At 65.3% G+C, this 14,250-nt stretch carries 8 protein-coding genes; 1 reads left to right on the top strand and 7 read right to left on the bottom strand.

Features of this window, described 5'->3' with window-relative positions:
• Positions 1-241 precede the first annotated feature (241 nt).
• Positions 242-3,748: a transcription-repair coupling factor gene (gene mfd / locus RIN79_RS10145; protein ID WP_309084536.1), complete on the bottom strand. Its 3,507-nt coding sequence runs from the start codon at positions 3,746-3,748 to the stop codon at positions 242-244.
• An 11-nt stretch (positions 3,749-3,759) separates the two neighbouring features.
• Positions 3,760-4,047: a succinate dehydrogenase assembly factor 2 gene (locus tag RIN79_RS10140; protein WP_309084535.1), complete on the bottom strand. Its 288-nt coding sequence runs from the start codon at positions 4,045-4,047 to the stop codon at positions 3,760-3,762.
• A 105-nt stretch (positions 4,048-4,152) separates the two neighbouring features.
• Between RIN79_RS10140 and recG the strand changes: the two genes are divergently transcribed.
• The gene (gene recG / locus RIN79_RS10135) at positions 4,153-6,261 is read left to right on the top strand and encodes an ATP-dependent DNA helicase RecG (RefSeq protein ID WP_309084534.1); all 2,109 of its coding nucleotides are present in this window, start codon (positions 4,153-4,155) and stop codon (positions 6,259-6,261) included.
• On the opposite strand, the gene RIN79_RS10130 is transcribed toward recG, so the two are convergent.
• The 5 genes from RIN79_RS10130 to RIN79_RS10110 form a co-directional block, all read right to left on the bottom strand.
• A complete protein-coding gene (locus RIN79_RS10130) occupies positions 6,213-6,983 on the bottom strand; it encodes a DUF502 domain-containing protein (protein ID WP_309084577.1) in 771 nt (256 codons plus the stop codon). The two genes, recG and RIN79_RS10130, sit on opposite strands and share 49 nt — an antisense overlap.
• Positions 6,984-7,089: 106 nt before the next feature.
• Positions 7,090-8,913, bottom strand: coding sequence for a glutamine--fructose-6-phosphate transaminase (isomerizing) (glmS, locus tag RIN79_RS10125; protein ID WP_309084533.1), 1,824 nt, complete (start codon positions 8,911-8,913; stop codon positions 7,090-7,092).
• 118 nt (positions 8,914-9,031) lie between these two features.
• Positions 9,032-10,163, bottom strand: a protein-coding gene (gene prfB, locus RIN79_RS10120; protein ID WP_309084532.1) for a peptide chain release factor 2 whose coding sequence is annotated in 2 segments (ribosomal slippage) — positions 9,032-10,096 and positions 10,098-10,163 — 1,131 coding nt in all. Because the reading frame shifts where the segments join, the coding sequence is not laid out codon by codon here.
• 134 nt (positions 10,164-10,297) lie between these two features.
• The gene (locus RIN79_RS10115) at positions 10,298-12,754 is read right to left on the bottom strand and encodes a penicillin-binding protein 1A (RefSeq protein WP_309084531.1); all 2,457 of its coding nucleotides are present in this window, start codon (positions 12,752-12,754) and stop codon (positions 10,298-10,300) included.
• A 191-nt stretch (positions 12,755-12,945) separates the two neighbouring features.
• A complete protein-coding gene (locus RIN79_RS10110) occupies positions 12,946-14,163 on the bottom strand; it encodes an N-acetylmuramoyl-L-alanine amidase (protein WP_309084530.1) in 1,218 nt (405 codons plus the stop codon).
• Between the last annotated feature and the right edge of the window lie 87 nt (positions 14,164-14,250).

Raw genomic sequence — 14,250 nt, 5'->3', positions numbered from 1 at the left:
GGTGCCATGCGGGGTCGCAGACCGCCTGGCGAAAGCGCCCGAGACAGCCTGATGAAGGCCAAGGCGCAACCCGGTCGAAGCGAAGGAAAGGGGCGGAGGTTGGAAAACCGCCGGACGGGCGGCCGCAAGGTCGCTGAAATACCGAAGATGAGCAGCATGGCCGCCCGTCTTCCCCTTTTTTCATGCCCCGGCTCCGGATGGAGCGCGGGAACGAAAGCGCATGCAAAAACCGCAGTGGCGCCTAGGCGGCCTGCTTTTCGACGAGACGTACGAGCTGCGTCATGATCGTGGCGGCGCCCGTAAGCCGTTTCTCCGGCGTCGGCCAATCCCGGATGAAGACCACGCTTTGATCCGGCCTGATCTTTGCCAGCTGCCCCTGTTCGCCGATGAAGCGCACGAGCCCCGCCGGCTCCGGGAACTCCTTGTTGCGGAAGTGGAGCACCACGCCCTTCGGCCCGGCATCCAGCTTCTCCACATTGGCCCGCCGGCAAAGCGCCTTGATATAAACGATCTTGAGGAGATGCTGCACCTCCTCGGGCATGGGCCCGAAGCGGTCGATGAGCTCGGCGCCGAAGGCGTCGATCTCGCCCGGCGTCTCCAGTTCGCCGAGCCGGCGATAAAGGCCGAGCCGAAGCTGCAGGTCGGGGACATAGTGCTCGGGGATCATCACGGCCGTGCCGACGGTGATCTGCGGCGACCAGCCGGTATCGGCCACCTCGATGCCGCCGCGCAGCTCGGCCACCGCCTCTTCCAGCATCTGCTGGTAGAGCTCATAGCCGACTTCCTTGATGTGGCCGGACTGCTCCTCACCGAGAAGGTTGCCGGCGCCGCGGATGTCGAGATCGTGGCTGGCGAGCTGAAAGCCGGCGCCCAGCGTGTCGAGCGACTGCAGCACCTTGAGCCGCCGCTCGGCGGTGGGCGTGAGCGTCCGGTTTGCGGGCAGCGTCAGGAGCGCATAGGCGCGCACCTTCGAGCGGCCAACACGCCCGCGCAGCTGGTAGAGCTGCGCCAGGCCGAACATATCCGCCCGGTGCACGATCAGCGTGTTGGCTGTGGGGATGTCGAGGCCCGATTCCACGATCGTCGTCGACAAGAGAACATCATATTTGCCGTCATAGAAGGCGTTCATGATGTCGTCGAGCTCGCCGGCAGCAAGCTGCCCGTGCGCGGTCGCGACCTTCAGTTCCGGCACTTCGCCGCTCAGGAACTCCTGCACCTCGGCCAGATCGGAAATGCGCGGGACGACATAGAAGCTCTGCCCGCCGCGGTAGCGCTCGCGCAGCAGCGTCTCGCGGATGATGAGCGGATCGAAGGGAGAAATGAAGGTGCGCACCGCCATCCGGTCCACCGGCGGCGTGGCGATCAGCGACAGCTCGCGCACCCCGGTGAGCGCCAGTTGCAGGGTGCGCGGAATGGGCGTGGCGGAGAGCGTCAGCACATGCACATCCGCCTTCAGTTCCTTCAGCCGCTCCTTGTGCTTGACGCCGAAATGCTGCTCCTCGTCGATGATCAGCAGGCCGAGATTCTTGAAGCTGATCGACGCTCCAAGCAGTGCATGCGTGCCGATCACGATGTCGACCGTACCGTCGGCCAGGCCCTTCTTCGTTTCCGCCAGTTCCTTCGCCGGGACCAGTCGCGAGGCCTGCCGCACACGCACCGGCAGGCCCGCGAAGCGCTCGCGGAAGGTCTTGAAATGCTGGCGCGCGAGCAGCGTGGTCGGCACCACGACGGCCACCTGGAGCCCCTCCATAGCGGCCACGAAGGCGGCGCGCAGCGCCACCTCCGTCTTGCCGAAGCCCACATCGCCGCAGACAAGCCTGTCCATCGGCCGTCCGGCGCTCAGATCGTCCAGGACCGCGTCGATGGCGGTCTGCTGGTCGTCCGTCTCCTCGTAGGGGAAGCGGGCGGAGAACTCTCCATAAAGGCCCTCGGGCGGCACAAGCTTGGCGGAGGGGCGCATCTGCCGCTCGGCTGCGAGCTTTATGAGCTGGCCCGCCATTTCGAGCAGGCGCTTCTTGAGCTTGGCCTTGCGCGACTGCCAGGCCCCGCCGCCAAGCCTGTCCAGCGTGGCTTCAGCCGAATCGGAGCCGTAGCGCGACAGGAGATCGATGTTTTCCACCGGCAGGAAAAGCCGGTCGTCGCCTGCATAGTGGATTTCCAGGCATTCATGCGGGGCGCCTGCAGCCTCGATGGTGCGCAGGCCCACGAAGCGGCCGATGCCGTGGTCCACATGGACCACGATGTCTCCCGCGGCGAGCGTGCTCGCCTCCGAGATGAAGTCGGCGGCCTTCTTGCGCCGCCTCGCGCGGCGAACCAGGCGATCGCCGAGGATGTCCTGCTCGGCGACGACGGCCAGCTGCGCCGTCTCGAACCCCGCCTCCAGCGGCAGAATGCCTAGGCCCGCCTGCCCTTTGGGCAGCTTCCCGAGTGCCTCCAGGCTTTCCACCCGCGCGACCCCGCCCAGCCCGTGCTCGGAAAGGATCTGGCCAAGCCGGTCGACTGAGCCCTCGCTCCAGCCGGCGATCATCACATGCTTACCGCGCGCCCGAAGCGCGCCGACATGCTTGACGACATGGTCGAAGACATTCGCCTCCGGGTCCGCGCGCTCCTCGGCAAAGCTGCGCCCGGCGGATGCTCCCGCGTGGACGACCTTGGCGGTCCCTTCTTCCGGCGCGGCGAAGGGCGTAAGCCGGATGAAGATGCGCGCTTCCATCGCCGCTGAGACTTCCTGCGGATCGAGGTAAAGCTCCTTCGGCTGGATGGGCTTATAGGGAACCGAATCGCCGAGCCCTGCGCCTTCGGCCAGCTGGCGCTTGCGCGCCTCGTAGTGATCCGAGATCAGCGCATGGCGCTCGCTGATCGCTTCCTGGGCCAGATGCTCGAAGACGAGCGGCGTGTCCGGCAGATAGTCGAACACGGTTTCGAGCCCGTCATAGAAGAGCGGCAGCCAGTGCTCCATGCCGGAAAAGCGCCGCCCTTCGGAGATCGCCGCATAGAGAGCGTCGTCGCGCGAGGGCGCGCCGAACGTCTCGATATAGTTGCGGCGGAAACGGCTCACCGTGTCTGGCGTCAGCGTCACCTCGCTCATCGCCCGCAGCAGCACTTCGCTGCGCTGTCCGGTGGTGCGCTGGGTCGCGACATCGAAGGCGCGGATGGAGTCGAGCGTGTCGCCGAAGAAGTCGAGGCGCAGCGCCTCCTCCCACCCGGGCGCGAACAGGTCGAGGATGCCGCCACGCACGGCGAACTGGCCCATGTCGCGCACGGTCGGCACGCGCTCGAAGCCGGCCACCTCCAGGCGCGAGATCAACGCATCCATGTCCACCTGATTGCCGGGCCTGGCGCGAAAACTCTGCGCCTCGATATGCTCGGCGGGCGGGATGCGCTGGAGCAGCCCGTTGGCGCTCACGAGCACGATGGCGCGATGCGGCTTCTTTCGCAGGGCCGCCATGGCGGAAAGCGCGTCGAGCCGGCGCGCGGCGGCATCCGCACCCGGCGAGACGCGGTCATAGGGCAGGCAGTCCCAGGCGGGCAGCGTCATTACCGGCAGGCCGGGTATGGCGAATTGCAACGCGTCCGCGATCATCGGCAGGCGCTGGCCGTCGCGGGCGACGAAGATCAGCGGGCTGTCGGGCGCAAGCTGGGCGGAAAGCTGCGCCAGCACGAAGGGCACGTAACCGTCGGCGACTTCGTCGACGATCGCGGCGCCGTTTCGGCGGGTGAGGCCGATGGGAGGGATGAGGTCGGTCATTGTGGTATCTGTCAGGTGGCGGCCGCCCCGCAGGCGGCGCGGATGCGCTTGAGAAGGAGAGTGTCGTGAGGCTCGGCGGGCGGCTTCTCACCAGTGACCCAATGCAGAAGCGTCGCGTCGGGCACGTCGAGCAGCGCTTCGAACTCGGCCAGTTCCCTGTCCGAAAGGGCGTCGATATGGGCATCCGCGAAGCCGCCGAGCACGAGGTCCATCTCGCGCATGCCGCGCCGCCAGGCGCGCATCAAAACGCGGCGCCGGCGCGGGTCTAGATCGGCGCTTGAGCGCGTGGTTCCGGTCATTGACGAGCCTTTTCGCGGTGAGAGAGGGCATATAGCGTCTCGGCTGTGGAAAGTCAGCCTCTACAAAGCATTTCATCATCAGCCCGCCGCCGCTAGGTTCTCGTTATGCGCCCTTCCCTTCTCGATCCTCTTTTCGCGCCGGCGACCGCCCTTGAGGGCGTGGGAAGCCGCATCGCAGGGCTGATCGCCAATGTAGTGCCGGCGGATCTGACGAGCCGTCCCCCGCGTGTGGGCGATCTTCTGTTCGTGCTGCCGCATTCCCTGATCGACCGCACCAACAGGCCGGAAATGGCCCATGCGCCGCAAGGCGCGATCGTCACGCTCAAGCTCACGGTCGACCGCCATCAGCCGCCGCCGCGCGGCAAGAGGAACGTGCCCTACCGTGTCTTCGCCTTCGACGAGACGGGACAGATCGCGCTGACCTTCTTCCACGCGCACCAGGCCTATCTGGAAAAGCAGCTTCCAGTGGGCGGCGAGGTGCTGGTGTCCGGCCGAATGGAGTGGTTCAACGGCCGGCCTTCCATGGTCCACCCGGACTATATCGTCCCCGTGTCAGAAGCGGACAGCCTGCCGCCGCTGGAGCCCGTCTATCCGCTGACGGCGGGGCTCTCGCCGAAGATCCTGCGCCGCGCCATCGGCCAAGCACTGGCGCGCCTGCCGGATCTGCCGGAATGGCAGGACGAAGATCTCAAGACGCGGCTGGGCCTGCCGCCCTTCCGTGCCGCGCTGGAGCGCCTGCACAACCCCGAATCTATCGAGGAAATCTCGCCCGAAGGCGCGTCATGGAGGCGGATCGCCTATGACGAATTGCTGGCAAGCCAGCTTTCGCTCGCCCTCGTGCGCGGCCGCACGCGAAAGCTCTCCGGCCGGCCGCTCAAGGGCGACGGCTTGCTTGCCGCCCGCATCAGGAAGGCCCTGCCCTATTCCCTGACGCCCTCCCAAGAGCGCGCGGTGGCGGACATCTTCGCGGACCTTGCCAAGGAGGAGCGCATGCTGCGCCTGCTCCAGGGCGATGTGGGCGCCGGCAAGACAGTGGTGGCAGTGCTTGCCATGGCCCGTGCGGCGGAGGCCGGCGGCCAATCCGCCCTGATGGCGCCGACGGAATTGCTCGCCCGGCAACATTTTTCCACCATCGCGCCGCTCGCGGAGGCCGCAGGACTGAGAGCGGCGCTGCTCACCGGCCGCGAGAAAGGCCGCGAGCGGCAAGCGATCCTCGACGATATCGCCTCCGGGAAGACCGCCTTTGTCATCGGCACGCACGCCCTGTTCCAGGAAGCGGTGCGGTTCCGCGATCTGGTTCTGACCATTATCGACGAGCAGCACCGCTTCGGCGTGCATCAGCGCCTTGCCATCAGCGCCAAGGGCGATGCGCCGGACATGCTTGTGATGACGGCCACGCCCATCCCACGCACTCTGGTGCTTTCGGCATTCGGCGACATGGATGTCTCGCGCCTCACGGAAAAGCCTGCCGGCCGCAAGCCCATCCGCACGGTCACCATGCCCGCGGACCGGCTGGACGAACTGGTGGAGCGCCTCCAGACAGCAATTGCGGAAGGCCAGAAGGTCTATTGGATCTGCCCGCTGGTCGAGGAATCGGAAGAGATCGAGCTGACCTCCGCAGAGGATCGCTTCGCCTCCTTGAAGCAGCTGTTCGGCGATACCGTCGGCCTCGTGCATGGCCGGATGGCGGCGCGCGAAAAGGACGAGGCGATGCGCGCCTTCCGGGAGGGGCAAACGCGCATCCTTGTCGGCACGACGGTGGTGGAAGTGGGGGTGGATGTGCCAGACGCCACGATTATCGTCATCGAGCATGCGGAGCGCTTCGGCCTGGCACAGCTCCACCAGCTGCGCGGCCGGGTGGGACGGAGCGACCGCCCCTCCTCCTGCGTGCTCCTTTACAAGCCGCCCCTCGGCGAGACGGCGAAACGACGGCTGGAGGTCTTGCGCCAGACCGAGGACGGCTTCGTCCTAGCCGAGGAGGATCTGAAGCTGCGCGGCGAAGGCGACCTGCTCGGCACCCGCCAGTCCGGCACGCCGGGGTTCCAGATCGCGCGGCTGGAATTCCACGCCGAACTTCTGGCCGCGGCACGGGACGATGCGAGGCTCGTGCTTTCGCGGGATCCGGAGCTTTCGGGCAAGCGCGGTGAGGCTCTGCGCGTCCTGCTCTATCTCTTCGGCAAGGACGAGGCCGTGCGCCTCTTGCGGGCCGGCTGAGCGGCGGTCGTGACCTCGGGGACCTTGAGAGAATCCTCTCCATTGCCGGAGCGGCTTCGCTTGAGCTCCTTGCTGGCCAGCGCATCCTCGGCCAACTCTTTTGTTTTCTCATGATAGTCAGGAGACAGGAGCCCGGCGGAGATGATCAGCTTGGCGCCCTCCTCCACAGACATGGAAAGTTCGATGATCTGGCTTTTCGGCACATAGAGCAGGAAGCCGGAGGTGGGGTTGGGCGTCGTGGGCAGGAACACCGCGACGGTCGGATCGCCATCCTTTCCGGTGGAGTTCTGCAGCTCGCCCCGCGCATCCGTGGCGATAAAGACGATCGCCCACAGGTCCTTGCGCGGATATTCGATGAGGCCGACCTTCTTGAAGGTATCCGAACGCTCGGAGAGAACCGTCTCGAGGATCTGTTTCAGCGTCCTATACACACTGCGCACCAGCGGCATGCGCTCCAGCAGATATTCACCGAAAGAAACGATGCTCCGGCCGATGAAATTCGCGGTGAGAAAGCCGACGAGGGTGATCAGCACCACCGCCACGATCAGGCCGAAGCCCGGCACCGCGAAAGGAAGATAGCTGTCCGGATTGTAACGCGCCGGAATATAGGGCTTCACCCAGGAATCCACCCAGCCGACGAAGGACCAGACGATATAAGCGGTGATGGCAAGCGGCGCGGCGACGATAAATCCCGTCAGGAAGTAATTGCGCAGGCGGGTCATCACCGGGCGGCACCTCGAGCTTTGGCTGGAAACGTGGAAGTAACACGCCGAAACTGTATGTGACAGCCTACTTTTGCGCCGAGGGCAAGCCGCGGCGGGACCAGCGCTACTCCACTGTCACCGATTTCGCCAGATTGCGCGGCTGGTCCACATCCGTGCCCAGCGCCACCGCCGTGTGATAGGCCAGCATCTGCACCGGCAGTGCGTAGATGATCGGCGCGATGAATTCGGGCATTGCAGGCATCACGATCGTCTCAAACCTGTCGAGGGTGGAGCGCGCGGCGCCCTCCTCGTCGGTGATCAGGATGATGCGGCCGCCCCTGGCGGCGACCTCCTGCATGTTCGAGACAGTCTTTTCGAAAATGCGGTCATGCGGGGCGATGACGATCACCGGCATGTGCTCGTCGATGAGGGCGATCGGCCCATGCTTGAGTTCGCCGGCGGCATAGCCCTCGGCGTGGATATAAGAGAGTTCTTTCAGCTTCAGCGCGCCTTCCAGCGCCAGCGGATAGCTCGTGTCGCGGCCGAGATAGAGCACGTGGCGCACGCGCGAAAGCTCGCGCGCAACCGTTTCGATGCGTTCCTCCAGCTTGAGCGCCTGTGCCGCGTATCGGGGCGCTTCGGAGAGCGCGCGCACCAGCTCGCGTCCCTCTTCCTGCGAAAGTGTGCCGCGCTCCAGTCCGGCGCGCACCGCCAGAGCCGCGAAGATGGCCAGCTGGCAGGTGAAGGCCTTGGTCGAGGCGACGCCGATCTCCGGCCCGGCGAGGGTCGGAAAGATGCCGTCGCTTTCGCGCGCCATGGTGGAGTCGCGAACATTGACGATCGATGCGATCGGCACGCCCTCGCGCCGGCAATAGCGCAGCGATGCCAGCGTGTCGGCGGTCTCGCCGGATTGCGAGACGAAGAGCGCCGCGCTCGCCTTCGAAAGCGGCATCTCGCGGTAGCGGAATTCCGAGGCGATATCGATGTCGACCGGCAGGCGCGCGTAGCGCTCGAGCCAGTATTTACCGACGAGGCCGGCAAGATAGGCAGTGCCGCAGGCGGAAACCGCCAGTCGGTCTATTCGGGCGAAGTCGAACGGCGTTTCGAAAGGCTTCACGCCGCCGCCAGCGAAATCGAGATAGTTCGCCAGCGTGTGCGAGATCACCTCCGGCTGCTCATGGATTTCCTTCTCCATGAAATGCCGGTGATTGCCCTTGTCGACCATGAAGCTGGTGCCGACGGAGCGCTGGCGTTTGCGCTCCACCGGCCGGCCGTCCATGTCGAAGATCTGCATTCCGGAGCGGCGCACGACAACCCAGTCGCCATCCTCCAGATAGGTGATGGAATCGGTAAAGGGCGCCAGCGCTATGGCGTCCGAGCCGAGGAACATCTCGCCATCGCCATGGCCGACCGCGAGCGGGGGGCCGTTGCGGGCGCCGACGATCAAGTCCTCGTCACCACGGAACATGATGGCGAGGGCAAAGGCGCCGCGCAGCCGCTTCAGGGCGGCGAAGGCCGCGTCCTGGGGCCTTTTGCCCCGGCGCAATTCGCGCGCTACGAGATGCGCCACGACCTCCGTGTCGGTCTGAGAGGTGAAGACGAAACCATCGGCGATGAGTTCGTCACGCAGCTCGGCGAAGTTCTCGATAATGCCGTTGTGGACGACCGCCACGTCGTCGGAAAAATGCGGATGCGCATTGGTCTCGTTGGGGACGCCGTGGGTAGCCCAGCGCGTGTGGCCGATGCCGATCACGCCGCCCAGCGGCTCCTCGCGAAGCCGCTTTTCCAGGTTGACCAGCTTTCCCTCGGCGCGCCGGCGGGAAAGCCTTCCGCCGTCTATGGTGGCAACGCCCGCCGAGTCATAGCCGCGGTATTCGAGCCGCTTCAGCGCGTCCACGATCAGCGGCGCAACGGGGTTCTGTCCGACAATGCCAACGATGCCACACATGCGTTCTGTTCCCTCGAAGGCGCCCACCGAAATGCCGGTCCCGGCAGGGCTAACGCAGCCCTGCCGGGCGCAAAATACAATTATGGTTTCAGGGTTTTCACAACCTTACCGCGCGGTCTCAGTCAATGTCGGCGACCTCCGCCCCCGCGCCGCCGCTGATTCTCTGCGAAAGAGACGCCTTCATGAACTCGTCGAGATCGCCGTCGAGCACGTCCTGCGGGCTTGGGCTCTCCACCCCGGTGCGAAGATCCTTCACCATCTGGTAGGGCTGCAGCACATAGGAGCGGATCTGGTGGCCCCAGCCGATATCGCTCTTGCTGGCCTCGGTCGCGTTCGCCGCCTCTTCGCGCTTCTTCAGCTCCAGCTCGTATAGCCGCGCGCGCAGCATCTCCCATGCCTTGGCCCGGTTCTTGTGCTGCGAGCGCTCCTGCTGGCAGGCGACCGCGATGCCGGTCGGCAGATGGGTGATGCGCACGGCCGAATCGGTCGTGTTGACGTGCTGTCCGCCGGCTCCGGAGGAGCGGTAGGTATCGATGCGCACCTCCGATTCGGGGATGTCGATCTCGATCGTGTCGTCGATGACCGGATAGACCCACACGCTGGCGAAGGATGTGTGCCGGCGCGCATTGCTGTCGAAGGGGGAGATGCGCACCAGCCGATGCACGCCGGATTCAGTCTTGAGCCAGCCATAGGCGTTGTGGCCGCGGATCAGGATCGTCGCCGATTTGATGCCCGCCTCCTCGCCGTCATGAACCTCCATCACCTCGACCTTCATCTTCCGCCGCTCGGCCCACCGGGTATACATGCGCAGGAGCATCGACGCCCAGTCCTGGCTCTCGGTGCCGCCGGCACCGGCGTGGATCTCCAGATAGGTGTCGTTGGCGTCGGCCTCGCCGGACAGGAGCGTCTCGATCTGGCGCGCAGCGATCTCGCCGCGCAACGAGCGGATGGCGGCCTCCGCCTCCTCGACGATGGACTGATCGCCCTCCTCCTCCCCGAGCGCGATCAGCTCGACATTGTCGTCGAGCGCGCGGGAGAGGCCGTTGATGGCGTTGATGTTCTCTTCGAGCGACTGGCGCTCGCGCATCAGCTTCTGGGCCTCCTGGGGATCGTCCCAGAGATTGCCCTCCTCGGCGCGCGCGTTGAGGTAATCGAGCCGCTTTACAGCCTCATCCCAGTCAAAGATACCTCCTCAGCAGGCTTATGGCCTGCCTGATTTCGTCGACCAGATTCGCCGTTTCCGTACGCATGAGCGTCTCTTCCTTGCAGATTGCTTGCGGGCTCGGCCCGAGTCGGGCGGAACTTATGGATCGCATCCATGCCTGTAAAGGCAAACAGCCGCGTCTTTCAAACGCGGCTGCCTATCCCCAATGCGGCCCCGGCCCTAGAACAGCCCGCCTGCCCCGGTGGTGATCGCGCGGTTGGCCTCGGGCGAGATATTGGATCCGCCGGTGCTTGCCTGGGCGCTTTCCATGCCGATCACCCAGTAGCTGTCAGCCGGCCCGGTGCCGGGTTTAAAGGCCTCCATGATAACGCCGGGCGCGCCTTCCCGCGCACGCATGCCGGTCTTCCGGTCGATGGCGACGAGCTGCATGCCTTCGGGTATCTGGAATTCCACCGGGCGCATGTCCTTCAGCGCCTCGGCCATGAAATCCTTGAAGATCGGCGCGGCGAGCCCGCTGCCGGTCGAGCCCTTGCCCATCGGCCGGGGCTGGTCGTAGCCCATGAAGACGCCGACGACGAGGTCGGGCGTGTAGCCGATGAACCAGGCGTCCTTCTCGTCATTGGTCGTGCCGGTCTTGCCGGCGATCGGCCGGCCGAGTTCGGCGATGGTGGTCGCGGTGCCGCGCTGCACCACCCCTTCCATCATGGAGGTGATCTGGTATGCGGTCATCGGGTCGAGCACCTGTTCGCGGTTGTCGACCAGCTCGGCTTCGGGCTGGCCCTCCCACTTCTCGGCCGTGCAGCCGGTGCATTCGCGCGTGTCGTGCTTGAACACCGTCTTGCCGTAGCGGTCCTGGATGCGGTCGACCAGCGAGGGCTGGATATGCTTACCGCCATTGGCCATGATCGCATAGGCGGTGACCATGCGCATGACCGTGGTCTCGCCGGACCCGAGCGACATGGCGATGTGCTCGGCCATGTCGTCATAGATACCGAAGCGCTCGGCATATTCGGCAACGAGGTCCATGCCCATATCCTGGGCAAGACGCACCGTCATCAGGTTGCGCGAGCGCTCGATGCCGGTCCTCAAGGTCGAGGGACCGCCAAACTCGCCGCTATAGTTCTTCGGCTGCCATATCTCGTTGCCGATCTGGATGGTGATCGGTCCGTCCATGATGACGGAGGCGGGCGTGTAGCCGTTGTCGAGCGCCGCCGCGTAGATGATCGGCTTGAACGAGGAGCCGGGCTGGCGATAGGCCTGCGTGGCGCGGTTGAACTCGGAGGCGGCGTAGGAAAAGCCGCCGGCCATGGCGAGCACGCGGCCCGTATGGGGGTCCATGGCGACGAGGGCGCCGCCGATCTCGGGCACCTGCTGCACGGTCCAGACGTCGCTGTCCTCTGCCTTGCGCTCAACATAGATGACGTCGCCCGGCTTCAGCACGTCGTCGAGCGCGTTCGCCTTGAGGCGCTTGCCGTCCACGACGTGGCGCAGCACCCAGCCTATGCCGTCGGTCTCGATCGTCCCTGTCTCGCGCTCCTCCGACAACGCGCCGGAAACCTCCCGCCGCGGCTGCAAGCCGACCCGCACGTCATTGCCGGAAGCTTCCAGAACCACGGCAAGTCGCCACTCGGGCACATCGCCCAGCGCCTCGACATTGCCAAGGGCCTCGCCCCAATCCCCGGCCAGGTCGATCTGCTTCACAGGGCCGCGGTAGCCGCGCAACCTGTCATAGCTCATCAGGCCCTTGCGCAGCGTGGCGCGGGCAATGAGCTGCAGCTTGGGATCGAGCGTCGTGCGCACATAGAGGCCACCCTCGTAGAGCGCGTCCTCGCCGTAGCGGGCGATGATGTCGCGCCGGACCTCTTCGGTAAAATACTCCGCCGCGGCCAGATAGTTGCCGCGCGGACGCGGCTTGACGTTGAGGTCGGAAGCCTTCGCCTCCGCGGCCTCCTGCGCAGTGATGTAGCCGTTGGCGCGCATCTGGTCGATCACCCAGTCGCGGCGCTCGATCGCCCGTTCGGTGTTGCGGAAGGGATGATAGTTCGAAGGACCCTTCGGGAGGGCGGCAAGATAGGCCACCTCGGCAACCGTCAGGTCCTCGACCGCCTTGTCGTAGTAGGTGAGCGCTGCACCGGCGATGCCGTAGGCGCCGAGCCCGAAGAAAATCTCGTTGAGGTAGAGTTCCAGGATACGGTCCTTGGAATAGGCCTGCTCGATACGGAAGGCCAGGATCATCTCCTTGATTTTCCTCGCGATCGTCTGGTCGGAAGTAAGGAGGAAGTTCTTGGCCACCTGCTGCGTTATCGTCGAGGCGCCCACCGGACGCCGCCCGGAGCCGAAATTCTGCGCGTTGGTGATGACGGCGCGGATCAGGCCCACCGCGTCGATGCCGGGATGCGAGTAGAAATTCTTGTCCTCGGCGGAAAGGAAGGCGGCCTTCACCCGGTCCGGAATGGCCTGGATCGGCAGATAGAGGCGGCGCTCATGGGCGAATTCGGCCATCAGGGCGCCGTCGGACGCGTGAATACGCGTCGTCACCGGCGGCTCGTATTTCGCCAGCACCTCGTAATCGGGCAGGTCTTTCGCCAGATCGCCCACATAGAGGGCGACGCCGGCGGCGGCAGCCAACGCGAAGACAATCCCTATGCCGAAAAAATACCCAAGTAGACGTAACATGCCCGCTCCGTATAAGCCGGTCAGCCCGGCACGCCCCATGCCCGCACGATCATAGTAGCACCGGAAAGTGCTTGCGGAAAATCATTGCTGGACCCAATGCCCCGCCGATGTGAGCAAAATGGGGCAATTGGGTGTCCTAATTCTTGCATCGGATACTAAAAGACTCGCACCGTTGTCTCTTTGCAACGGTATCAGCCCCCCGCCTTGGCAGCTGCGAAGGCGGCTATGGCTTCCGTTATCGCCGCAGCGGCTTTTGCGCGCCAGACCGCGTCCTGCATCTGCCGCTCGTCCTGCGGGTTGGAGAGATAGCCCAATTCCAGCAGCACGGATGGCACGTCCGGCGCCCGCAGGACGATGAAGCCCGCAGAGCGAAGCGGGTTGCCGACAAGATGCACCGTGTCGCCGAGCTCGCCGATCAGCGTGCGGGCGAAATGGATCGAGAAGGCATGGGTTTCGCGGCGGATGAGGTCCACCAGAATGTCGGCGACGTCGTCCTTCTGGTCCTGCACCACGAGCCCGGCGATCTCGTCCGACAGGTTCTCGCGCGCCGCCGTGGCGGCGGCTTCCGCGTCCGAAGCGCGCTCGGACAGGGTGTAGACCGTGGCACCTCTGAAATCACGCATGCGGATTGCATCGGCGTGAATGGAAACCAGAAGGTCAGCCTCGTTCGCCCGGGCGATGCGCACGCGTTCGTCGAGCGCAAGGAAGACGTCCTCACTGCGCGTCAGCACGACATTGTACTTGCCCGTCTCCTCGAGCTTCTTCTTGAGCTCTTCCGCGAATGTGAGCGTGATTGCCTTTTCGAACGTGCCATTGACACCGCGCGCGCCGCCGTCGATCCCGCCATGGCCGGGATCGAGAGCGACAGTGAAGCGGCCATCCTTGGGCTGCGGCGCGGCAGTCTGCTGCTGGTCGCCGCTCTCAGGCGGTCGGGCGACGCGCTCGCGCAGCGCCGCCTCGAATGCCGTTTCCGAGGAGGACGTCAGATCGATGATCAGCCGGTAGCCGGGTGACGTCTCGTTCTTGAGCACGGCAATTTCCTCGAGCGCGAACGGGCCGGGCATTGTGAAGATCATGCGCGAGCGGCCCGGCGACATGCGCCCGTAGCGGACACGCGAAACGAGGCCGCGCGGTGAGGCCTCCTCTTCCTCGATGCCGAAATCGGTCTCCGGCAGGTCAAGCACCAGCCTGTGCGGCGCGCGCAGCAGGGACCAATCCACCTCCGGCTCGCGGTCGAAGTTGAGCAGGACGCGGGTGCGGTTCTGGTCGCCGGCCACCATATAATCATAAGCGAGCAGCCTCTCCGGGGCCTGGGCCACCGCCGAATCAGGCGGCCAGATCAGAAGCGGCAGGACCGTCAGAACCAGGCCGGCGAGGCGGGTGAAAGCTTCGGCAAGACTGGTCGGCATTCGATTCCCGCTGGCCTGCGGCCCTTCAGACGCTCGATCCCGCACCTAGCTGTCCCCTCGCTTCGGCTTGATCTCAGCGGGTTAGAT

Origin of the sequence: Chelativorans sp. (genome assembly GCF_031180965.1) — a bacterium.
Classification (GTDB): Bacteria; Pseudomonadota; Alphaproteobacteria; order Rhizobiales; family Rhizobiaceae; genus Chelativorans.
Note: the sequence above shows the minus strand (reverse complement) of the source record. Positions and strands in the feature narration are given on the sequence as shown.